This is a genomic window from Parerythrobacter jejuensis, assembly GCF_039536765.1.
In the GTDB taxonomy this organism is placed as follows: domain Bacteria; phylum Pseudomonadota; class Alphaproteobacteria; order Sphingomonadales; family Sphingomonadaceae; genus Parerythrobacter; species Parerythrobacter jejuensis.
On record NZ_BAAAZF010000001.1, the window covers coordinates 1705452 to 1726515 of the forward strand.

Consider the following 21064-nt stretch of genomic DNA (forward strand, 5'->3'; position numbering starts at 1 on the left):
ACGAAAGGTAGCCAATGTCATTCCTCTCCTCCCTGACCTCCGCCTTCAAGGGTGGGGGCGGCAGCCGCGTGCCTGTTGCGCGCGGCTTTGTCTCGCCTTGGGCAACTGCATTCGAAGGCAGTGCGCGCAGGCCGTTCGACTATGGCGCGTCTCTGCGTGAGGCTTTCGTCGAGAATCCGGTGGCGCAGCGCGCTGTGCGGATTGTTGCCGAGGGAGTCGGCAGCGCGCCGCTGGCGCAAAGCGATCCGAAGCTGGCCGCCCTCTTGATCGCCCCGAGCGCGGGGCAATCGCTGGTCGAAACGCTCGCGCTGCATCTGCTGCTACATGGCAATGCCTATTGCCAGATTGCCAAGGACGCTAGCGGCAGACCGATCGAGCTCTATGCCTTGCGGCCCGAGCGGGTCTCGGTTGTGCCCGGGGATGACGGTTGGCCGAGCGCCTATGCCTATCGCCTGGCCGATCGCACCCTTACCATCCCACTGGAGGACGATGGCGGCTGGCCCAACATCATTCATTTGAAGAGCCTGCATCCCGGTGACGACCATTATGGTGCGGGGTGCCTGTCCGCTGCGCGACAAGCGGTCGCGATCCACAACGCTGCCAGCGAATGGAACCGGGCCCTGCTCGCGAATTCAGCCCGGCCCTCCGGCGCCTTGATCCATGCGACCGACGATAGCGGCGGGCTCTCCAGCGATCAGTTCGACCGACTCAAGGCAGAGCTGGAGCAGGCTTTCTCCGGCAAGCCCAATGCAGGGCGGCCCATGCTGCTGGAAGGTGGGCTGAGTTGGCAATCGATGGCGATGAGCCCGGCAGACATGGACTTCGCCACCCTCAAGGAGGCTGCCGCGCGCGACATAGCACTCGCATTCGGGGTCCCGCCGATGCTGCTGGGCCTGCCGGGTGACAACACATACGCCAATTATCGCGAAGCGAACCGCGCCTTGTGGCGCCTTACCTTGTTGCCATTGGCAGCGAAGATCCTGGGCGGACTGACCGACGGCCTGTCGCCCTGGTTCAACAACACCGCGCTGGCTGTGGATCTCGATCGCATCCCGGCCTTGTCCGAAGATCGTGAGCGATTGTGGTCGCAAGTCAGTGAGGCTTCCTTCCTGACCGATGCCGAAAAGCGGGAAATGCTGGGCCTGCCAGCGGAAGGGAGCACCACATGACGCGCGAAGACATGTTGGCCCGGCTGATCGCGCAGGCCACGCATGAAGGTGGCGATCTCGTGACTTTGCGGGCGATGGTCGAGGAATCAAGCGAGATGGGCGCCGAACGGGTGCTCAACCGTCTCGGCCTCTCCGACGAGAATGCGCAGGATGATATCGACGAATTGCGCGAGCTCCTGCAGGCGTGGCGTGATGCCAAAGCCAGCGCCTGGAAGGCTGCACTGGAGTGGTTCGTGCGCGGACTTCTCGCTCTCCTTCTGATCGGCATCGCCTATCGCCTCAATGTCCCGGCCCTGCTCAAATGAGATTGGCCGGATATGCCGCTGTGTTCGGCACGCCTGATGCAGCGAACGACATCATCATCCCCGGAGCCTTTGCCCGAACTCTAGCGGTCCACGAGGGGCCGCTCCCGCTGTTCTGGCAACATCGCCCCGACCAGCGAATTGGAAGCATCGAGCATATGGGCGAAGATGATCGCGGCCTTCGCGTCGTCGCCGTGCTCGACAACGCGACCAGTCAAGCCGCTGCGATGCTGCGCGCCAGGTCTGTCAGTGGCCTCAGCTTCGGATACCGGGCCCGCCGCTACCGCAAAACTGCGCGCGGGCGCCTGCTCGAAGAGATCGACTTGTTCGAAATCAGCTTGGTGACCCATCCACTGCAACACGCAGCCCGGGTCCACTTCGTCTCGTAACCCACCCCGTTTCTTGTCCCTCCCCCCACCAAGCCCCCTGCTGAAAGGTGAACTGCCCATGGATACTCCAACCCCCGAAACTGTGCCGGCCGACGCAATGGACGAAAGCTTCGATATTGTTGCCCGTCAGGATCAGTCCGAAGCCGACATCAAGGCGCTTCGTTCCGACGTCGACGAGGTCAAGGCGCGGGTCGACAAGATCGGCCGGGCTGCTGCACGGCCCTCGATCTCCGGCGCATCGGCCGATGCTGCCGAAGTGAAAGGCTTCGTCGATGGCTATCTGCGCAACGGATCGACCGCTGAGGTCAAATCCGTATCCGGCGCCGCTGCTGCCGATGGCGGCTATGCCGTGCCGCGCGAAATCGACGCGATGATCGCTCGCGAATTGACCGAGATCAGCCCGATCCGCGCCATTGCCCAGGTCGTGCAGACGGGCAGCGCCGGATATCGCAAGCTCGTCTCCACCGGTGGCACCGCGAGCGGGTGGGTCTCCGAGACGGCTGCGAGGCCCGAGACGGACACGCCCCAATTCAGCGAGATCGCCCCTCCGACCGGCGAACTTTATGCCAATCCGGCAGCGAGCCAGGCGATGCTCGACGATGCAGGTTTTGACCTCGAAAGCTGGCTGGCAAGCGAGATCGCGATGGAGTTTGCCCGCGCCGAGGGCGCAGCCTTCGTCAATGGCAGCGGCATCGATCAACCCGAAGGTTTCCTGCAGGTCCCGACATCAGTCGCTGCGGATGATGCACGGGCTTTCGGCTCGCTTCAATATGTTGGCAGCGGCGACGATACCGGCTTCGGGTCCAGCCCGGAGGGCAAGCTAATCGACCTGGTCCACACGATGAAGGCCGGGCATCGCCAGGGTGCGAGCTTCGTGATGAATTCGGCGACGCTTGCCGAAGTTCGCAAACTCAAGACTGCCGATGGCGCATTCTTGTGGCAGCCGGGGATGGTCGAAGGTCAGCCGGACCGCCTTCTGGGCTATCCAGTGATCGAGGCGGAAGACATGCCCGACGTCGCCACCGGCGCTTTCCCGGTCGCATTCGGAAACTTCCGGCACGGCTATTTGATCGCCGAACGCACGGCGACTCAGGTCTTGCGGGATCCGTTCACCAACAAGCCCTTCGTCCATTTCTACGCGACCAAGCGGATCGGAGGACAGGTGCTCGACAGCAACGCGATCAAATTGCTCAAGATCGAGCTCTAACCTCCCGTTCCCGGCGGGGTTGAGCCCCCTTCTCCCCCGCTGGCACCCGCGCCCGCGCCGCTGCGCGAACCCCTCTCCCCCGCGAACGGCGCGGGCGCACCCTCATCAGACCATTTCCTCGGGAGACCGCCATGAAACGGGCTATCGTCGCGCCTGCCATCCTTGGCGGCGCACCCCTGGCAGAGCTGAAGCACTGGCTCGCCATCAGTACATCGAACGACGACGCATCGCTGGAGGCGCTGCTGCGATCGGCCTTGGAAACGTGCGAGGCTTTCACCGGCACCATGCCGCTTGCCGCGACCGTCGAGGAAACCCTGCCTGCAAGCCGCAACTGGCAAGGGCTCCATACTTGCCCGGTCAGAGCCATTCTCGCGGTGGAAGGCATTCCTGCCGAAGGTTCCCGTATCACCTTTGCGATCGAGGACTATGACATCGATCTCGATCCCGACAGCCGCGGATTGGTCCGGCTGTTGAAGGCCAGCGCCGCCGGCCGGATCGCCGTCCAGTTCGAAGCCGGACTCGCTGACGACTGGGAGGAGCTCCCCGACGGCTTGCGGCACGGGATCTTGCGACTGGCGGCGCATCATTATCGAAGCCGGGAAAGCGGTGCCGACCCCACACCGCCCGCTGCAGTGGCTGCATTATGGCGCCCCTGGCGACGCATGCGGATCGCATGATCCACGCCGAAACCACGCCATCGCGGGCGCAACTGGTTCAATCCTTGACTGCCAAGGCACGCAAGCTGTCGCTCGCCCGACATGCTGCGCGCAAGCATCCGCAGTGGAAATGGCGATCACCCTCATTGCTGTGGCCGTTCTTCCAGGGAGACTGACCGATGGAAAATCAATTGCGCATCGCCCTTCTCGAATGGCTGCGGAGCGCCCCCTATCCGATCAACACGCTGAACCTGATCGACGAGAGAGGGACGTCACGATCAACTCTGCCCTGGCTTGAACTCGTGTCCAGCGCATCAACTGAATGGGGCACGAAGGACCGCCAGGGCCGCGAGGTGCGGGTCGCGCTGGAGCTCAACACCCGCGACGATGATCCAGCGACGGCAACGGCGCTGGTCGCCACCATCGAGGCCAGAGTTGCTTCTCTACCATCCCAGCAAGGCGGCTTGCGCGTCGTCAGCAATCGCTTCCTGCGGGCCCGGACCGAGCGCCGCACAAACAATATTCGCGCCACGCTGATGGAATTCCGGTTCCGCCTGCTGGCTGCCACCTGACACGCGAAAGGACACATAATGACCGCACAGAATGGCTCCGCCTTCCTCCTCAAGATCGGGGGCGGTGCCCAGCCGCCTGCCTACGAGACAGTCGCCGGCCTTCGCACGACCCAGATGTCGATCAATGGCGACCCCGTGGTTGTGACGCACAAGGAATCCGGCGGATGGCGCGACCTCTTGTCAGGGGCTGGAACCCGTTCGGTCAGTGTCAGCGCTGCGGGTATTTTCCTAGGGAGTAGCGCCGAAAACCGCGTTCAGACGCACGCCTTGGCCGGTACCATCGACGACTACGAACTGTCTTTCGAGGACGGTGCGAAATTGCGTGGGCGCTTCCTGGTTCAGCGCCTCGACTATGCCGGCGATTTCAATGGTGAACGCAATTACACGCTCCAGTTGGAAAGCTCGGGCGCCGTGGTGACCGCGTGAGCGCCAACGTGATGCGCGGCGAAGCCAGCCTAACGGTTGCGGGCCGCTCCTATCTGTTGCGCCCGACCTTCGCAGCTCTGATCGCTGCTGAGGAAGAACTCGGCCCCCTGTTCGCGCTGGTAGATCGGGCGGGCTCTGGGAACCTGAAACTGGCAGAGATGGCATCGTTGTTCTGGCATTGCCTTGATGAGCCTGCTGATCTTTCGCGAGAAGATATTGGCCAGGCCGTCATCCAGCATGGCCTCGCCGGATGCGCGGAACCCCTGCGCAACGTTCTCGGTACCATTCTGCAAGGCCGCGGATGAGCGAGACACTGAGCGATGCTATTCCGCGCCTGGCGGCACTGGCATCGCAAGTTCTCAGGTGGAGGCCAGCAGAATTCTGGTCGGCCACTCCAATGGAGCTTTCGGTCAGCCTGGGCCCAATCGAACCGTCTGATGCCCCGCTTTCCCGCAATGAGATCGATGCAATGATGGAGCGCGATTCCAATGGATGACTCGGTTGAAGAAATGCTGGTCGAGGTTCGTGCCAGCACGCAGGGCTTTTCGGATGACATTGCCCAAATGCGGGGAGCATTCGACACTCAGCTGGTGGATGGATTCAGCAAGGCGGGATCCGTTCTCGAACGCGGGCTCGTTTCTGCCATCCGCAAGGGGAGCCTGAGTTTCGAAGACTTGCGGCGAAACGCCTCCCGTGTGCTCGACCAGATTGCGTCCGAGGCGCTCCAGCTTGGGCTGGACAGCATCTTTGGCGGCGGCGGCAACAGCTCTGGTGCTGGCGGCCTTCTGGGCGGATTGATTGGCGGTATTTTAGGCCTGCCAGGGCGTGCGACAGGGGGGCCAGTGTCTCCAGGACGCGGATATTTGGTGGGTGAGCGCGGGCCGGAATTGTTCGTCCCTACCAGCGCAGGGAAGGTTCAGGCCAACGGGGCCACCGGTGTATCGGCGCGGTCAGTCAACGTGGCCATCAAAGTCCAGTCACCACGCGGCACCGACAGCCCGGTCGCGATGCAGCGATCTTCCCGGCAGGTCGCCAGCGCCGTGCGGCGCGCCCTAATAGAATTCTAGGAAGGTCCGTTCATGGCATTCTGGCTGGCCCGTCAACGAAACGGGCAAGATCATGACTACATCCAGCGGTTCGATCCACGTTTCTGGACGGTCAATTTTCCGCGCCCGATGATGGCATCCGTGGTCTCTACCGGCCCGGCTTCGCTGCGGGTTGATTGCGAATTCCACAATGCAGGCGAACTCGCAGGATTGATTTGGGCGAGTACCGACACACTGGACCACCCTCTCGCAGGGTATGGCGAAGACCACAATTACGAGCATACCACGCTGCGCTTCCGATGGGTTTCCGATGGGGTCATCCCGCTTGACGCTGTGCATGGCCCAACCCTGACAATCGAAGGGCGCGACGCCAATGGCGATGTCCGCGCCTGGTATGTACGGCTTTGCAACTATGCCACCGGCACGCCCGAAAACGCACAGATTGTTTTGCCCTTCTCGGCGTTGCAGAGTGGCTTCACGCTGCCCGGAGAGAAAGTCTATCCGAGCGACATAGACCGGATGTTCATTTCGCTTGTTCCGACGGGATACGATCCCGGAAGCACAGCTCCTTTGGCCAGTCGCATCAATGGCTGGGTCGAGTTGACCGATATCACCTGTGAGGGTGAACGGGCGATGCTCGAAATCGGTGATGTGCTGATGGCACCGCATGGCGAACAGATCGCCACTGCCTATGATGATGCCTTCAATCAAACCCCGGCCAGGTTGCTGCGCAATATCCGGGCGTTGGGTTATCGTGGGCGGATCATACATTATTTGGGGATGAGTCACTTCTTCCGGCTGACTGATGTAGCTGGAAGCCTGAAGGTTTCGGAAGACGGTGCTCTATGCGAACCCGCAATCGCGTGGCACCGCTCGTTTTTCGAGCAGTCTCGGGCCCTTGGCTTCGATATCATCGCGTCCCTGTCTTACGAGCTTTTTGCCGAGCATTGCCCCGAAGAATGGCAGCAACGCGCCTATGACGGGACCCCGGCGCGCACCGGATGGGTGCCCCCCTCCGCCTTGCTGTCTCCGGCGAATAGCGATGCGATGGGATATCTTCATGCCGTGGCGACAGAGTTTGTCGTATTGATGGAAAGTGCTGGGTTGCCGGTGCTTTTCCAGATCGGCGAGCCCTGGTGGTGGGTGATCCCAACAACCCGGGCACCCTGCCTCTATGATGATGCGGCGCGTGCGGCCCTCGGCGGCGATCCGCCGGTCATTGCTGACATGCGCGACCTGCATGATCCGGCCCGATTGGACCTTCTCGACGCGGCAGGCACCATCCTGGCCCAATCGACTATCGATCTTGCCAATGCTGTGCGCACGGCGGCCAGCAGTTCTGCCGAGATCCTGCTGCTCGCATTCACGCCCACGATCCTCGATCCCGACATGCCCGAGCTGAAACGCGCTAACCTTCCGGTCGAATGGGCATGGCCCACATTCGACCGCCTTCAGCTTGAAGATTATGACTGGCTGACAGGCGGCGCAACAGCATTGCGCCGGGCTGCCTATCAAGAAGTCGTTGCCAGGCTCGGTTACCCGATAGGCCGGCAAGATTATCTGTCGGGCTTCGTCTTGCTCGCCGAAGATGCCGACACATTCTGGCCGCCAATCGATGCTGCCCTCAGCGAAGCGAAAGCGCGCGGGATCACGCAGCGGTTCGTGTGGGCACTGCCTCAGATTTCCCGCGATGGCTACACACGCCTCGCACCTTCTCAGGAGGATAAGGTGCAAGCCTTTGATGATGTAATCTACCCTCTCGCGCTTGGCCGCGATGCCGGCGTCAGTCCGGAGTTCTCAACCAATGTCGCCGTCACAGCGTCTGGCCATGAACGGCGCAATTCGTTGTGGTCGGATGCCAGGTTGCGCTACGACGTTGGCCCCGGCTTGCGATCTGAAGACGAGCTTGGGATTCTAATTCGCTTCTTCCGTGCGCGCAGGGGAGCTGCCCGCGGTTTCCGGTTGCCGGACCCGTTCGATTTCAGTTCGAACGGAATGACTGGCACACCCGGTCCGAACGATCAGCGCATCGGGACTGGCGACGGTCTGCAGGCGGATTTCGCGCTCATCAAGAATTACGGCGATGGCGATGACCCCCAGGTTCGGCCCATCACCCGGCCCCGCACCGAGACTGTGCGGGTCAGCATCGATGGTGCCGAAACCCAGGATTGGGCAATGGCAGATGGGGGCGTGATAACATTCGGTTCACCTCCTGCGTCTGGCGCGGCTATTCGGGCCGGTTACATGTTCGACGTGCCTGTGCGATTTGCAGAAGACAGGCTCGATGTCACTGGCGCTGCCTTTGCTGCTGGCGAAGCACCATCGGTACCGCTGGTGGAAGTGCGCGAGCGGACATGAGCCGGACATTCTTCGCGTCCGAACTCGAAGGCGTGGCGACGTGGTGGCGGATAGAGCGTCAGGATGGTGTAACCTTGGGTTTCACCAGCCATGATCGTGACCTCACTTTCGACGGGGTCACATATCGGGCCGCCCCGGGCGTCTTGCCTTCGGCCATCCGCAAGACCTCAGGCCTGTCCGGAGACAGTGCGGAAATGGCCGGCCCTCTGTCGCATGACAGCATATCGTCAACCGATCTTGCCAGAGGAAGGTTCGACAACGCCAGGGTGAGTATCGGAGCGGTTGATTGGGAAACGCTCGAACGCGTGAACCTCTATAATGGCTCGATAGGAAGGGTAAGCGAAGAGGCGGATGGCTTCTCGGCTGAATTGCTGTCCTCTAAGGAACAGCTGAGTTTCGATCACATCCCCAGGACCAGTCCGACTTGTAGAGCTGAATTTTGTGGGCCGGGCTGCACTCTATCGGCGGCCCGCTTTAGCCGGGAATGCACTGCCATTGCTATTGACCACCAGGCCAACACGGTCACGTTTGATCATAGTGCCGGTAGCGAATTGGTCTACGGACAGATCCGCTGGCTGGATGGCCCGCAAATCGGTCAGAAGCAGGAAATTGTTGCCGTTGCGGACGGTGGCGTCATCGTCGATTCGCAAATCGATCCTGCAACTCTGCCAGGAATGCGAGCGGTCGTGCGCGAAGGCTGCGATCATACCATTGCCACGTGTTACAACCGCTTTTCCAACGCGGTCAATTTCCAGGGCGAGCCCTTTTTACCCGGCAATGACCTGTTGGCCCGCTACCCGACTCCAGCCGGATGACGGATTGCCAGCGGCTGGCGCAAGCCGCCGAAGAATGCATTGGTGCGCCGTACCGGTTGCGCGGACGGAGCCTGGCAACCGGCGTCGATTGCATTGGCCTGGTTGTTACTTGTCTTGCCAGGATCGGGCGCTCCCTCGACATTCCGGCGAATTATCAGCTCCGCAATAGTGCAATCGCATCTCTGGTCGACAAGGTCGATTTTGCAGGGGTCCAGTTGGCCCAAGGTGACATCGCATCAGGGGACATAGTGCTGGCCCGGCCCGGCCCGGCCCAGCATCACTTACTGATCGCAACATCTCCTGACCGGTTCGTGCACGCCCATGCCGGACTGCGCCGAGTTGTCGCGATGCCGGGGCCCATCCCCTGGCCCGTCCTGAGCCGTTGGCGGCTTTCCGAAACGCCTGTAGCCGAAGTGGAGATCTGAAGAATGGCGACCCTTGTACTCTCGGCTGTCGGATCGATCGTCGGCGGACCTCTTGGCGGTTCTATCGGGGCCTTGATCGGGCGCGAGGTCGATGGACGCATCATCGGCGGCAAGACCAATGAAGGCCCGAGGCTGAAGGAACTCCACGTCACAACCTCAAGCTATGGCCAGCCCATTCCTCGCTTGCATGGCAAAATGAGAGCCTCCGGCAGCATCATCTGGGCAACCGACCTGAACGAAACCAGCGAAACGAGCGGCGGGAAGGGAAAACCCAAGACGACGACGTATAGTTACAGCGCATCCTTTGCCATCGCGCTGTCCAGTCGCCCCATCAGAGGGCTGGGGCGGATATGGGCCGACGGCAACTTGCTCAGGGGAGAGGCCGGGGACCTGAAAACTGGCGGAGCGCTTCGATTCTATGAGGGCCGAGGCGATCAACCAGTCGACCCGATCATTGGTGCAACCGAAGGGAGCAACTGCCCCGCCTTCCGTAACTGCGCCTATGCGGTCTTCGAGGATCTCGATCTGTCCGATTTTGGTAATCGAATTCCCGCACTGACATTCGAAGTGATTGGCGACGATGGCGGGGCGAAGTTCACCGACCTGGTGGAGCATCAGATTACTTCACATTCCAACACGGCAACAACAGAAGGCCTGCAAGGCTTCGCCATCGAAGCCGGACCGGTCGCGGCCAACCTTGATGCCATTGGCAGCGTATTTCCCTTGTCTTGCGAAGCGGGCGAACACGGCCTTACCTTTCGCGATCCGGAAAAGGACGTCACCCCGGTCATATTACCACACGCGATTACCACGCCAACTTCCGGGGAATCTGACGCTCCCAGCGGGCGGCAAGGCATCAGGCAAGCCGCTGAGAACGGGCCAACGGCATTGCGCCACTATGATCCAGAGCGCGACTATCAGCCAGGCATCCAGCGCGCAGCGGGGCCGACCGGATCCCGCGGCCAGCAATTCCTTGAATTCCCCGGCGTGCTTTCTGCCGACACCGCAAAGGCCTTGGCTGAGCAAGTTACTTTGCGCGACCGCTGGCGCAGAGAGCGCATGTCTTGGCGGGTTGCTGAGCTGGACCCGGCCATCCAGCCTGGTGGCATTGTCAAGCTTCCGGACCGCCCGGGAGAATGGCTGGTCGAATCCTGGGAGTGGCGCGACAAAGGGATCGAGCTCGAGCTTGTAAGGCGCAGCGCCACAAATGTGCGAGGTGGTGGTACTGATGCAGGTGCCTATCTGGCGCCAATTGACGCGCTGCCCTTCCCGACCATTCTCGATGTCTTCGAGCTACCATGGGATGGCACCGGCAGTTCAAACCAGCGCCAGATATTTGCTGCAGCTTCTACTCCCCTCGGCCGCGCTAGCGTTTCGCTGCATGCAGAGATTGGCAATGCACTGGAGCTGCTGACGACCAATCCTCGCACAAACTCCCTGCAAGGTTCACTGCGGTCCCCACTGGCTGGCTCGCCTGCGTTGAGGGTGGAGCCCCTCCAATCCATTGAGGTTTCGATTGAGAATCATGATGCCGATCTGACGGATGCGACGCTCGAAGAACTGCTCAATGGAGCAAATCGAGCGCTGGTAGGGTCCGAAGTGATGCAGTTTGCCACAGCAACACCTCTCGGCGACGGGAACTGGCGTCTTTCTTGTCTGCTGCGGGGGCGCGGAGGCACCGAAGCCGAATCACAGAAGGGCCACAATGCCGACGCGCCGTTCGTCATTCTCGACCGGAATCTGATCGAGCTCGGCGCCGTTTCGACTCAGGCCCTGTCCGGCGATCGAATGGCGGCTATCGGCCCAGGCGACGAAGATCCGGCCTACGCGCCATTGCGAAACAGGGGTGCCAGTATCCGTCCTTTGACGCCCGTCCACCCGCGAGCCAGAATCGAGAACGATGGCTCTCTGAAACTGTGCTGGACACGACGGGCTCGCGGAGCCTGGGCATGGCATGATGGGGTCGAAGTCCCTCTAGTTGAAGAAATTGAATCGTATCTGGTGGGCATTGGCTCGACCGATTCGCCGTCTTCAAGCTGGATCACACCCATCAACGCTTTGAGTTTCGACCCTGCCGGATGGAATGACATCCAGTTAGCCGCGCCCGGTGCAGTCATGTGGGTGCGTCAGATCGGAAGTTTTGCCCACTCTGAGCCGCTTTTGCTGATGCAAATCCCCTGATCTTTTCGACTTTGAAAGGGAAAACCATGACCCAACCGATCGAATTTCAAAGCACCTCTGCCCGCCATGGCTTGCCGCTTCTTTTCGCGGCACAAGCCCAGAAGGAAGCCATCGTGAACGAGGGCCTGCTCCGGATCGATGCCCTGCTGCACCCGAGGGTAGAGGAGCAGATATCGACCCCTCCCGCTACAGCTGGCGAGGGCCAGATCTGGCTCGTCGGCCAGAGCCCGACGGGCGCCTGGGCCGGTCAGGAAGACTGCCTTGCGTCTTTCAGCGGCGGTGATTGGCTCTTCCTCGACCCGACAGAGGGAATGCAGTGCTATGATGCGACCAGAGGCCAAATCCTCCACTACAGCGGACAGTGGGAAGTGCCGGCCAAACCGCTCACCCCTTCTGGAGGGCAATTGGTCGATGCCGAGGCGCGTGCAACTTTGGAAGCGCTCATAGCAGCCTTGGTTGCTGTTGGCGTTTTCCCGGCCTGAGGTCGGAACAAGGGCGCAGGTTCCTTGTTGAGCAGCTGACGGGCCGAGAATTCCGGCTGTTTGTCCGGATGTTGCTAAAATTGCGGCATTCTTGCAACAGGTTGGAGCGTTTGCCTGCTTGCTTAGCCACTGGGGAAAAGTTAGATGAGAATCTCTTGGTGGCTCCAATTCGCTAAAAGGGGAATTACATAATGAGGAAACTCGTCATCGGAATGGCGATGGCCTCCACTGCCCTCGCATCACCGGCCTTGGCCCGTGACGATGCTTGGTACGTCGAGGTAGACGGCGGCGTCATGGTCGTCGAAGACATCGATCTCAACGTCAACGGCAACAACGACTCGCTGACAGTCGCAACCACCGAAGGCTACGACTTCGGCGGCATCGTCGGGTATGACTTCGGTCCTGTCCGTCTTGAAGCCGAAGCAAGCTACCGTGAAGCAGAAGTTGATGGCGTCAATGTTGGTACTGCAGGCTTCCCTGCAGGCCCGGCTGGCCGTCTTGCTCCGTCGGGCGCTTACCCGGCCAATGGTAGCGTCAGCTCGCTGAGCTTCATGGTCAACGGTCTCGCGGACTTCGGTCCCGACGACGGTATCCAGGGTTTCGTCGGTGGCGGTATCGGTGTTGCACGCACTGACATCAATGCAACGATCAATACCACTGGCACTGCCGGTCTCGACGATTCCGACAGCGGTCTTGCATGGCAGATCATTGGCGGCATCCGCGCACCGCTGAACGATAACTGGGACGTCGGTCTCAAGTATCGCATGTTCACGGCTGAAAATGTGGTACTGGTGGATCGCTCAGGTCGCACGGTCGACGACAAGTTCCGGTCGCACTCCATTCTTGGAACGCTGACCTATAACTTTGGCTCGGCTCCGCCTCCCCCGCCACCTCCGCCGCCGCCGCCTCCGCCGCCGCCTCCACCACCCCCGCCGCCGCCGCCGCCTCCAGCTGCGCCGACGTGCAACACGGGTCCTTACATCGTATTCTTCGATTGGGATGAGTCGGCAATCACTCCGGAAGCAGCGACGATTCTGAACAATGCAGTTACGGCATATGCCAACTGTGGTTCGGCTTCGGTCATGCTTGCTGGTCACGCAGATGCGTCGGGCTCCAAGACTTACAACGTGGGCCTGTCCCAGCGTCGTAACGCCTCGGTTCGCGATTACCTGTCAGGTCGCGGCATCCCTGATGCCCGTATCAGCAGCGAAGCGTTTGGTGAAACCCAGCTTCGCGTTCCGACCGCAGACGGCGTTCGCGAACTGCAGAACCGTCGCGTGGAAGTTACTTACGGTCCGGGTTCGGGCATGTAAGCCAAGCTTTTACGAGCAAAATGAATTGGGGGCCGGAGCAATCCGGCCCCTTTTTCGTTATAGGGTCAGGTGAACAACACAGGACCTCTTTATGAAACTCTTTGCTGTCGCGGCTATGGCTGCCCTCCCTTTGCTCGCATCCTGTTCAACAGCGAGCCAGCTACCAACCGAGCGGCTTGGTAGCGCGACGGTCAGCCTCAGCAACGGCGTACCTGCCGGGACGGCCCAGCTGTTGGCGACCGGTGATATTGTATCTCTGACCGTGGCAGTTTCCGGCATCCCTGCCGGCCCGCATGGATTCCACCTTCATACGACCGGGAGGTGCGAGCGGCCTGGATTCCAATCCGCCGGCGGGCATCTCAATCCTACGGGTGAAGGCCACGGCCTCGAGGATGATGATGGAAGCCACTTGGGTGACCTGCCCAACCTTGTCGCACAATCAACAGGCCTCACAACAAAGACGGTAATGCTGCGTGGCACCAGACAGATGATCCTGACCGAATTGTTCGATCAAGACGGCACCGCAGTCATGATACACGCTGATCCCGATGACGGCACTAGCGAACCCTCCGGCAATGCCGGGCGACGGATCGCCTGCGGCGTGCTCAAACGCAGCTAGAGCTAGAGCAAGAGCTTTAGACAGCCTCGCCCGCCGCGCGAGCGCGTTCGAGCAATGTCCTCTCTGCCTCAGGCACGGTTCTATATGCCACAAATAGCAAGATCAGACCGATAGGTACCGCTACCAGAAGGCTCAGTCCTCCCGTCGAGAGGCTATCCGTCACGGTGGATACCTGCCCTGCCAGATAAGGCCCAAGGGCCAGGCCAACCAGGGTGGTCGAGAGGAAGAAGGTCGCTGTTGCCGTCCCGCGCATGCGGGGAAGCACCAGATCCTGAGTTGTGGCCGCAGCTCCGCCGAGGGCAGAACTGCCAAACAGAGACTGCAAGAACGCGGCGATATAGAACACGACCGGATCCTGCGCCGTAAACATGATGTAGAGAAACGGCGCTGCACCGACGAGACCGACCGCAACCATGATCAGGCGCCCAGCCGGATTGCGTTTGCGCAACCAGTCTGCTGCCCATCCACCGAGCACCACACCAAGAAAGCCACCTGCGGCTCCGGGTCCGCCAATCCAGAAGCCCGCCAAAGCCGGTGCTTCGCCAAGGATACGAATGGCATAGGGGGCAGCCCAGAATGACGCCGCATATGACATGAACGCCACCATGCCGTATCCCAGGATAGTCGTCAGGAATGCTGGGGTACCCCAGATCAACTTGAAGGCTGCCTCATCGCGGCGCTTCAAGGTCGAAGCCCAGGAGAAGATGGCGTAGTACCCGATCCCGACAGCAATCCATTGCTGGTAGTTGCCGGTAAGCTCAGCGAGCGCGAATGCGGTACCGCCGATGACCAGTGCCCCGGCAAGGTTGATCAAGATGCCGCGCGTCCCAGCCTGGGCCGCACCGATAAGCGTGAAAGGCGGAATGACAGCCACCAGCTCGCGCAAAAAGCCGCGGAAAGGATCTTTGACTGGTTCTGCAATCAATCCTTCGCTCTGCCCACGCAGCGGTTCGCGCAGAGTGAAAACAAGCATTGCGAGCAGCAAGCCAGGCAGACCGACGAGAATGAAGGCGGCTTGCCATCCGGCCAGACCTAATGGCGCGTCGACTGGATATGACTCGTTCCAACGCTCCACGATCGCACCGCCGATCAGCAGTGAAACGCCGCCACCGATATAAAGGCCGGACGAGTAAATCGCGAGCGCAGTGGCCCGCATCTTCTTGGGAAACCAGTCTGAAATCAGCGAATAGGCACTCGGGCTCGCCGTCGCCTCACCCACACCCACACCAATCCGGGCCACACTGAGAGCGGTGAAGCTCTTGGCGAAGCCAGAGAGCACAGTGAATGCCGACCAAATCGCAAGGCCTGCCGTCATCAAGCGAACCCGGTGCCAACTGTCAGCCAGCTTGCCGAGCGGAATGCCAAAGAGAGCATAGAAAACGCCAAACGCTGTCCCGTAGAGGAAGCCGATCTGGTCATCGCGCAAGCCGAGATCTGCCTTGATATCCTCAGCCAGGATCGAAATGATGTTTCGGTCTACAAAGTTGAGGACATAGACGATCACCAAGATGCCCAGTGCGTACCAGCTATATGCGGGCACCTTCTCGGTTTGCGATGCGGCGACGGGCGCTTGATCGTCAGATTCGCTCACACATTCTCTCCCTGGATCGGCGGAGCATCCGCCGGATACATCAAACCATCAGTCAAACCGGCTTCGCTAAATCCCTTGCGGCGCAAGCGACAGCTGTCACACGCACCGCAGGGTTGTGCCCCTGGGAGCGGATCGTAGCACGACCAGCTCCATGCTGAATCCAGCCCAAGCCGATCTGCCTCACGTGCAATGTCGGCCTTGGTCATATTCTGCAAGGGGGTATGGATATGAAAGGGTGCACCTTCTTCAACCCCAGCTTTGGTCGCGAGATTCGCCGTCGCGGCGAAACTCTCGATAAATTCGGGCCGGCAGTCGGGATAGCCGGAGTAATCGAGCGCATTCACGCCAATAAACAGGTCGCGCGCGCCTGATGCCTCGGCAAAAGCGGTCGTCAATGACAGGAAGACGAGGTTTCGAGCGGGAACGTAAGTTACAGGTATATCATCCGCGACGCCCGTCTTGGGAACATCGATATCGGCAGTAAGCGCCGAACCACCGAATTTGCGAAGATCGAGGGATATTTCAACGTGTCGCTCAGCTCCAAGCTTCGTCGCAATAACGCTGGCGGCGTCCAGTTCGATCCTGTGGCGTTGGCCATAGTCAATCGAGAGCGCATGAATGGCAAAACCCTGCTCGCGCGCGATGGCTGCCGTAACCATGGAATCAAGGCCGCCCGAAAGCAGGACAGCTGCCGCCTTGCGCGAATTGCCACTCATTAGTTGCGGCTAGCGCAGAACCATCCGGCGCCCAAGCGCAAAGTTCTACCGACAGGCCCCGACCCGGCGACCTTCGGCTGTGAATGAGAATGGCAGCCCACCCTCGATGCCCTGAGACTCGATCTGGACCAGCAGATTGCTTTCGCGGCGAATACTCGTTCTTCCGTAGCCATTCCCACGGCAGGTATATTGCACGGTCACTTCTGCTTGCCCGTCCTCGACGACAAACCGATTGCATTTCGGCGTCCGGTGGCGAAGCTGGATAAGGTCACGGCCACTACCCAGGCAAAGTTTGCGTGCAGGCGAGCCATCACGATAGCGAATCTCCCACTCACCTGGTTGCAGTTTGTCCAGCATGGCGAGCGAAGGTGCCTGCGCCTGGGTCGGCACAGTCAACGCAACAATGGATGCACCCAAAGCAATCACTGCCGATTGCAGCCGGGCGCGAGAGAGCATTTTCATATCCATCCCTTCGCCTGGCGACCTCACAATTTCATAGATTTACAAGCTTTGCGGCAATCTGAACAGCCGCAACTTCGAAACGTCAGACCGCCACGGAGAAAAGCTTCGAACAAAAGGCGCAATCGACCACGATAACGCCCTCGTCATTGCGCATGGCATCCCGCTCTGCAGGCGGGAAGCGGCCGAGAACTTGCTCGTAATGCTCGGCAGAACAGCGGCACCCGCGTGACAGAGCAGCGCCATGCTGTGTCCTGATTTCGTCCTCCTCGTGGAAGAGCCGCCACACCAGGGCTTCCATAGACAAAGCCGGATCCAGCAATTCATCATGGCGAATGCTGCCCGCCATAACCGAAACGTACTCCCATTCGGGATGGTCCAAGCGAACATGCAGTCGTTCGCGACCTTCCTCGCCATCGGCAAGGTGTTGCACCAGCATGCCAGCCCCGACACAACCACTGTCGCCAGATTTGATGGCGACACGAATCAGCGTTGGCACCTGCTCTGACTGCACGAAATAGCTCTCGCAAGCCTGCGAAAGGCTCTCGCCCTCCAGCGGCACGATGCCTTGATAGCGGCCTCGTTCGTCTGCCATGTCGAATGTGATCGCGAGATAGCCTTCGCCAAATAGCGCTGAGAGCGACGGGTTCGCGCCCAACGCTCCGAACCGGCCCTCGTCAAAATCGACATAGCCACGGACTTCACCATTGCGGAAATCACATACGAGCAGATTGACGACGCCGCCCTTGGTCTGGGCCTGCATCGTCATTTGCCCCTGATCCTGCTTGACCAGGCTGCCGATCAATGTTGCCAGCACCAAGGCTTCGGCCAGCAAGTGTGTGATCGCAGGGGGATAGTCATGGGCCGACAAGACCGTTTCAAGCACATCATCGAGCCTCACCACCCGCCCGCGCACATCGCGCGAGGGGATCGTGAACCCCAGGGTTCGATCCGAGAAAATCTCTGTTGGCTGCTGCATGGGCGACATATGGGGTGGCTCAGGCAGAAAGAAAGCCTGCCAGCCTCTAGAGCTTTCCCAGAGCCCACAGCAGGATCGACTTCTGGGCGTGAACCCTGTTTTCAGCCTCGTCAAAAACGACAGACTGCGGGCCCTCGATAACCTCTTGTGTCACTTCTTCCCCAACATGGGCGGGTAAGCAGTGAAGGAAAATGGCATCTGCCTTGGCCTGCGCCATCAGATTGGCATCAACCCGAAAGGGGCTCATCGCTTCGATCTTTGTCGTCGCATGGTCCTGTCCCATCGAAACCCAAGTGTCGGTGACCACCACGTCGGCCCCGTCTGCGGCTGCAACAGGATCGTCTGTTAGCGTCACCGTTGCACCACCGTCACGCGCCATCGCGACGAATTCTTCGTCCGGCTCGAAACCCTTTGGGGTGCCGATCCGGACATTGAATTTCATCAGGCCGGCAGCTTCCAGCACCGAGTGCAGGACATTGTTGCCATCACCGAGCCACGCCATCTCGAGCCCGGGCAATGGCTTGCCCCGCTCGATAATTGTGAGCAGATCGGCGACAATCTGGCAGGGGTGGGATCGATCGGTCAAACCGTTGATGACCGGCACACTGGCATACCGGGCCATTTCCTCGATCTTGTCATGATCATCGGTCCGGATCATGATCGCGTCGACCATCCGGCTCAGGACCCGAGCCGTGTCCGCGATCGATTCGCCCCGTCCCAGCTGCATCGAGCCGGAATCCATGACCATGGCGCTGCCGCCCAACTGGCGCATGGCCATGTCAAAACTGACGCGCGTCCGGGTAGAGCTTTTCTCGAAAATCATCGCCAGCACATGGCCATCCAGCGGCGCGTCTGCATCAGACCGACCACGCGGCCAGGTAGTCCGTGCCGATTTGCGATCTTGCGCATCATTGATCATCGCCGCGATCGCATTGCCGCCTGCATCCGACAGATCGAGGAGGTGCCGGATGGTCATCAGGCTGCCTCAGGGATCACGTAGTCAGACGCACCGGCGGAAAGCTTCTCGAAAAACTCGTCTATTTCCGCGTCACCGATCACCAACGGGGGCAAGACGCGCAAGGTGTTGTCCCCGGCAGCGACCGTCAGCAACTTATGGTGGTCACGCAGATGGACAAAGAACGGGCGGCTTTCGACCTTCATCTTGATCCCGAGCATCAGGCCTTTGCCGCGAACGAGCTCGAAGAGATCCGGATAATTGCCGATGAATTGCTCGAGCCGGGCGCGGATGCGCTCTCCCTTCTCACGCACTTCGGCCATAAACTCATCATTCGCGACAGCGTCCATGACGGCCATGCCCGCAGCCATAGCCAGCGGATTGCCGCCATAGGTCGATCCATGGGTGCCAAAGGTCATGCCCCGTGCAGCCTTTTCGGTCGCCAGCGTCGCACCAAAGGGAAATCCGCCGCCGATGCCCTTGGCCGTCGCCAGGATATCAGGCACGATCCCGTATTGCTCATAAGCATACAGAGTTCCGGTCCGTGCCACGCCGCATTGCACTTCATCGAGCACCAGCATCAGGTCATGTTCGTCGCACAGTGCGCGCAAGCCGGTCATGAACGCGTCCGAAGCCGGACGTATACCACCTTCACCCTGAATCGGTTCGACCAGGAAGCCGGCTGTTTTTGGCCCGACCATGGATTTGGCCATCTCCAGATTGTCGAACTCGCAATACTGGAAACCCTCGAGCAGGGGCAGGAAGCCCTTGTGCATCTTTTCCTGATTGGAGGCAGAGATGGTCGCCATCGTGCGCCCGTGAAAGGCATTGGTGAAGGTGATCAGTTCCGTGCGTTTCGGATTGCCATCTGCATGCTGGTGATAGGCACGAGCCGCCTTGATCGCCGCCTCGACAGCTTCGGCACCCGAATTGGTGAAGAAAACGGTATCGGCAAAGGTCTTCTCTACCAGCCGCGCGGCCAATTGCTCGCCTTGCGGGCTGCCATAGAGGTTGGAGACATGCATCAACGTCTCGGCCTGATTCTGGATCGCGCCGATCAGACCCGGATGCGAATGCCCCAGCAAGTTGACCGCGATACCGCTGGCAAAATCGAGGTAACGGATGCCGTCTTCATCAATCAGGTGACAGTGCTCGCCGCGAACCGGGCGAACCCCGCACCGGGGATAGACGGGCATAAGCGGTGTGATAGCCATGAGACGATGTTCCTCGAGAATTCAATTTCAAACAACAAATGGCGACCTCCGCAGAGGCCGCCATTTGCAATTGTCTATGCGCTTCGCCGCGCCCGGTCAAACAGGCTGGCAAGAAGCGGGCTGTCAGCCTTCGGCCGGAACCAGGTTGACTGCCGAATGCTTGCCTCGTCGGTCAACTTCGAGGTCGAATTCGTAGCGCTCGCCCTCATTGATCTGGCTCAGGCCGGACCGTTCGACAGCACTGATATGTACGAATGCATCAGGCTGGCCATCATCCCGTACCAGGAAGCCGAAACCCTTCATTGAATTGAAGAATTTCACGGTGCCGGTTGCCTTTTCGCCGGTAAGCTCGCGCTGCGGCGGGCCTCCGCGATCGCCTTCGGGAGCGCGTCCACCGCCGCCCTGCACTTCGATCACATCGCCCACAATCTGCAGATCCTGTGCGGAAATCTTGCCGCCACGATCGATCAGGTTGAATTCGAGGCCCTGACCTTCGGCCAATCCTTCCAGTCCGGCGCGTTCTACGGCGCTGATATGTACAAACACATCTTCGCCGCCCTCATCCTGCTGGATGAAGCCGAAGCCCTTTTGCGAGTTGAAGAATTTTACGGTGCCTTTGCCGGTACCGACAACCTGGGCCGGCATGCGGTTGAAACCGCCGCCACCGCCGCCGCCGCCACTACCGCCGCCGCCACGCGGACCGCCGCCGAAGCCGCCACGACCTCCGCCGCCGCCGCCGCCATAGCCACCACGGTCACCGCCACCGCCGCCGAAGCGGTCTCCACCGCCTCCGCCAAACCGGTCGCCGCCACCGCCAAAGCGATCACCGCCGCCGCCGAAATCGCCGCCACCGCCGGGAAACGGTTCGTATCCATCTTCACCGAAACCATCCCGCTTGTCGCGTCCGCGACCGCGGCGCCCTCTATCGTAACCCATAACTCAATTCGTACCTTGTCAAGCGCGCCCCGTCAGTCTCGATACGGCTGGCCTGGACGGCGAGGCTGGCCGATCGTCAGGTGGAAGTGACCGGACAATTGCCGGATTCTCCACCCACAGATTTTCATTCATAGCGCAGAAAGGCGCAGCAGGCGAATGTTTTAGCGTCGCAGCGTAGTATCGCGTTCAAATGTGACAATTCCATAACCAGCCACAGCAATGTTCGCGTGACGCTTTACTGTGCAATCCGCTGC

At 60.5% G+C, this 21064-nt stretch carries 24 protein-coding genes; 17 read left to right on the top strand and 7 right to left on the bottom strand.

Annotated elements, in window-relative coordinates; translation table 11 throughout:
- The first annotated feature begins 14 nt into the window (after nucleotides 1-14).
- The 17 genes from ABD653_RS08415 to ABD653_RS08495 all read left to right on the top strand — a co-directional run bounded on the left by ABD653_RS08415 (nucleotide 15) and on the right by ABD653_RS08495 (nucleotide 13960).
- Nucleotides 15-1169 carry a phage portal protein gene (locus tag ABD653_RS08415; protein WP_160778268.1) on the top strand — a complete coding sequence of 385 codons (1155 nt, stop codon included), beginning with the start codon at nucleotides 15-17 and terminating at the stop codon, nucleotides 1167-1169.
- Entirely contained in the window at nucleotides 1166-1474 is a 309-nt protein-coding gene (locus tag ABD653_RS08420; protein WP_160778269.1) for a DUF6127 family protein, read from the top strand. The genes ABD653_RS08415 and ABD653_RS08420 overlap by 4 nt, the downstream gene beginning before the upstream one ends.
- A complete protein-coding gene (locus ABD653_RS08425) occupies nucleotides 1471-1860 on the top strand; it encodes an HK97 family phage prohead protease (RefSeq protein ID WP_160778270.1) in 390 nt (129 codons plus the stop codon). Before ABD653_RS08420 ends, ABD653_RS08425 begins: the two co-directional genes overlap by 4 nt.
- 58 nt (nucleotides 1861-1918) lie before the next feature.
- Nucleotides 1919-3067 carry a phage major capsid protein gene (locus ABD653_RS08430; RefSeq protein ID WP_160778271.1) on the top strand — a complete coding sequence of 383 codons (1149 nt, stop codon included), beginning with the start codon at nucleotides 1919-1921 and terminating at the stop codon, nucleotides 3065-3067.
- A gap of 131 nt (nucleotides 3068-3198) precedes the next feature.
- Entirely contained in the window at nucleotides 3199-3744 is a 546-nt protein-coding gene (locus ABD653_RS08435; RefSeq protein WP_160778272.1) for a head-tail connector protein, read from the top strand.
- Between the two features lie 158 nt (nucleotides 3745-3902).
- Nucleotides 3903-4295, top strand: coding sequence for a tail completion protein gp17 (gene gp17, locus ABD653_RS08440; protein ID WP_160778273.1), 393 nt, complete (start codon nucleotides 3903-3905; stop codon nucleotides 4293-4295).
- A gap of 18 nt (nucleotides 4296-4313) precedes the next feature.
- Nucleotides 4314-4721 carry a phage tail tube protein gene (locus tag ABD653_RS08445; protein WP_160778274.1) on the top strand — a complete coding sequence of 136 codons (408 nt, stop codon included), beginning with the start codon at nucleotides 4314-4316 and terminating at the stop codon, nucleotides 4719-4721.
- Between the two features lie 11 nt (nucleotides 4722-4732).
- Entirely contained in the window at nucleotides 4733-5026 is a 294-nt protein-coding gene (locus tag ABD653_RS08450; protein WP_160780302.1) for a gene transfer agent family protein, read from the top strand.
- On the top strand, nucleotides 5023-5217 hold the full coding sequence (locus tag ABD653_RS08455; protein ID WP_160778275.1) for a phage tail assembly chaperone: 195 nt from the start codon (nucleotides 5023-5025) through the stop codon (nucleotides 5215-5217). Before ABD653_RS08450 ends, ABD653_RS08455 begins: the two co-directional genes overlap by 4 nt.
- The gene (locus ABD653_RS08460) at nucleotides 5210-5788 is read left to right on the top strand and encodes a tail tape measure protein (RefSeq protein WP_160778276.1); all 579 of its coding nucleotides are present in this window, start codon (nucleotides 5210-5212) and stop codon (nucleotides 5786-5788) included. The genes ABD653_RS08455 and ABD653_RS08460 overlap by 8 nt, the downstream gene beginning before the upstream one ends.
- A gap of 12 nt (nucleotides 5789-5800) precedes the next feature.
- On the top strand, nucleotides 5801-8125 hold the full coding sequence (locus tag ABD653_RS08465; RefSeq protein ID WP_160778277.1) for a DUF2460 domain-containing protein: 2325 nt from the start codon (nucleotides 5801-5803) through the stop codon (nucleotides 8123-8125).
- The gene (locus ABD653_RS08470) at nucleotides 8122-8940 is read left to right on the top strand and encodes a DUF2163 domain-containing protein (RefSeq protein WP_160778278.1); all 819 of its coding nucleotides are present in this window, start codon (nucleotides 8122-8124) and stop codon (nucleotides 8938-8940) included. Before ABD653_RS08465 ends, ABD653_RS08470 begins: the two co-directional genes overlap by 4 nt.
- Nucleotides 8937-9365, top strand: a complete 429-nt coding sequence (locus ABD653_RS08475; RefSeq protein ID WP_160778279.1) for an NlpC/P60 family protein — start codon at nucleotides 8937-8939, stop codon at nucleotides 9363-9365. Before ABD653_RS08470 ends, ABD653_RS08475 begins: the two co-directional genes overlap by 4 nt.
- A 3-nt stretch (nucleotides 9366-9368) precedes the next feature.
- The gene (locus ABD653_RS08480; protein ID WP_160778280.1) at nucleotides 9369-11546 is read left to right on the top strand and encodes a phage tail protein; all 2178 of its coding nucleotides are present in this window, start codon (nucleotides 9369-9371) and stop codon (nucleotides 11544-11546) included.
- Between the two features lie 26 nt (nucleotides 11547-11572).
- Complete coding sequence (locus ABD653_RS08485) at nucleotides 11573-12028, top strand: DUF2793 domain-containing protein (RefSeq protein WP_160778281.1); 456 nt, start codon at nucleotides 11573-11575, stop codon at nucleotides 12026-12028.
- Between the two features lie 191 nt (nucleotides 12029-12219).
- The gene (locus ABD653_RS08490) at nucleotides 12220-13341 is read left to right on the top strand and encodes an OmpA family protein (RefSeq protein WP_160778282.1); all 1122 of its coding nucleotides are present in this window, start codon (nucleotides 12220-12222) and stop codon (nucleotides 13339-13341) included.
- A 91-nt stretch (nucleotides 13342-13432) separates the two neighbouring features.
- The gene (locus tag ABD653_RS08495) at nucleotides 13433-13960 is read left to right on the top strand and encodes a superoxide dismutase family protein (RefSeq protein WP_160778283.1); all 528 of its coding nucleotides are present in this window, start codon (nucleotides 13433-13435) and stop codon (nucleotides 13958-13960) included.
- Between the two features lie 16 nt (nucleotides 13961-13976).
- Here ABD653_RS08495 and ABD653_RS08500 read toward each other — a convergent pair whose 3' ends face one another.
- The 7 genes from ABD653_RS08500 to ABD653_RS08530 form a co-directional block, all read right to left on the bottom strand.
- Complete coding sequence (locus tag ABD653_RS08500; RefSeq protein WP_160778284.1) at nucleotides 13977-15551, bottom strand: spinster family MFS transporter; 1575 nt, start codon at nucleotides 15549-15551, stop codon at nucleotides 13977-13979.
- The gene (gene queC, locus ABD653_RS08505; protein ID WP_160778285.1) at nucleotides 15548-16267 is read right to left on the bottom strand and encodes a 7-cyano-7-deazaguanine synthase QueC; all 720 of its coding nucleotides are present in this window, start codon (nucleotides 16265-16267) and stop codon (nucleotides 15548-15550) included. The genes ABD653_RS08500 and queC overlap by 4 nt, the downstream gene beginning before the upstream one ends.
- A gap of 45 nt (nucleotides 16268-16312) precedes the next feature.
- On the bottom strand, nucleotides 16313-16729 hold the full coding sequence (locus tag ABD653_RS08510; RefSeq protein ID WP_160778286.1) for a DUF3617 domain-containing protein: 417 nt from the start codon (nucleotides 16727-16729) through the stop codon (nucleotides 16313-16315).
- 82 nt (nucleotides 16730-16811) lie between these two features.
- The gene (gene hslO / locus ABD653_RS08515; protein ID WP_160780303.1) at nucleotides 16812-17705 is read right to left on the bottom strand and encodes an Hsp33 family molecular chaperone HslO; all 894 of its coding nucleotides are present in this window, start codon (nucleotides 17703-17705) and stop codon (nucleotides 16812-16814) included.
- Nucleotides 17706-17751: 46 nt separating this feature from the next.
- Nucleotides 17752-18681: an ornithine carbamoyltransferase gene (argF, locus tag ABD653_RS08520; protein ID WP_160778287.1), complete on the bottom strand. Its 930-nt coding sequence runs from the start codon at nucleotides 18679-18681 to the stop codon at nucleotides 17752-17754.
- Nucleotides 18681-19874, bottom strand: a complete 1194-nt coding sequence (locus tag ABD653_RS08525) for an aspartate aminotransferase family protein (RefSeq protein WP_160778288.1) — start codon at nucleotides 19872-19874, stop codon at nucleotides 18681-18683. Before ABD653_RS08525 ends, argF begins: the two co-directional genes overlap by 1 nt.
- A gap of 123 nt (nucleotides 19875-19997) precedes the next feature.
- Entirely contained in the window at nucleotides 19998-20810 is an 813-nt protein-coding gene (locus ABD653_RS08530) for a cold-shock protein (protein ID WP_160778289.1), read from the bottom strand.
- Nucleotides 20811-21064: the final 254 nt, after the last annotated feature.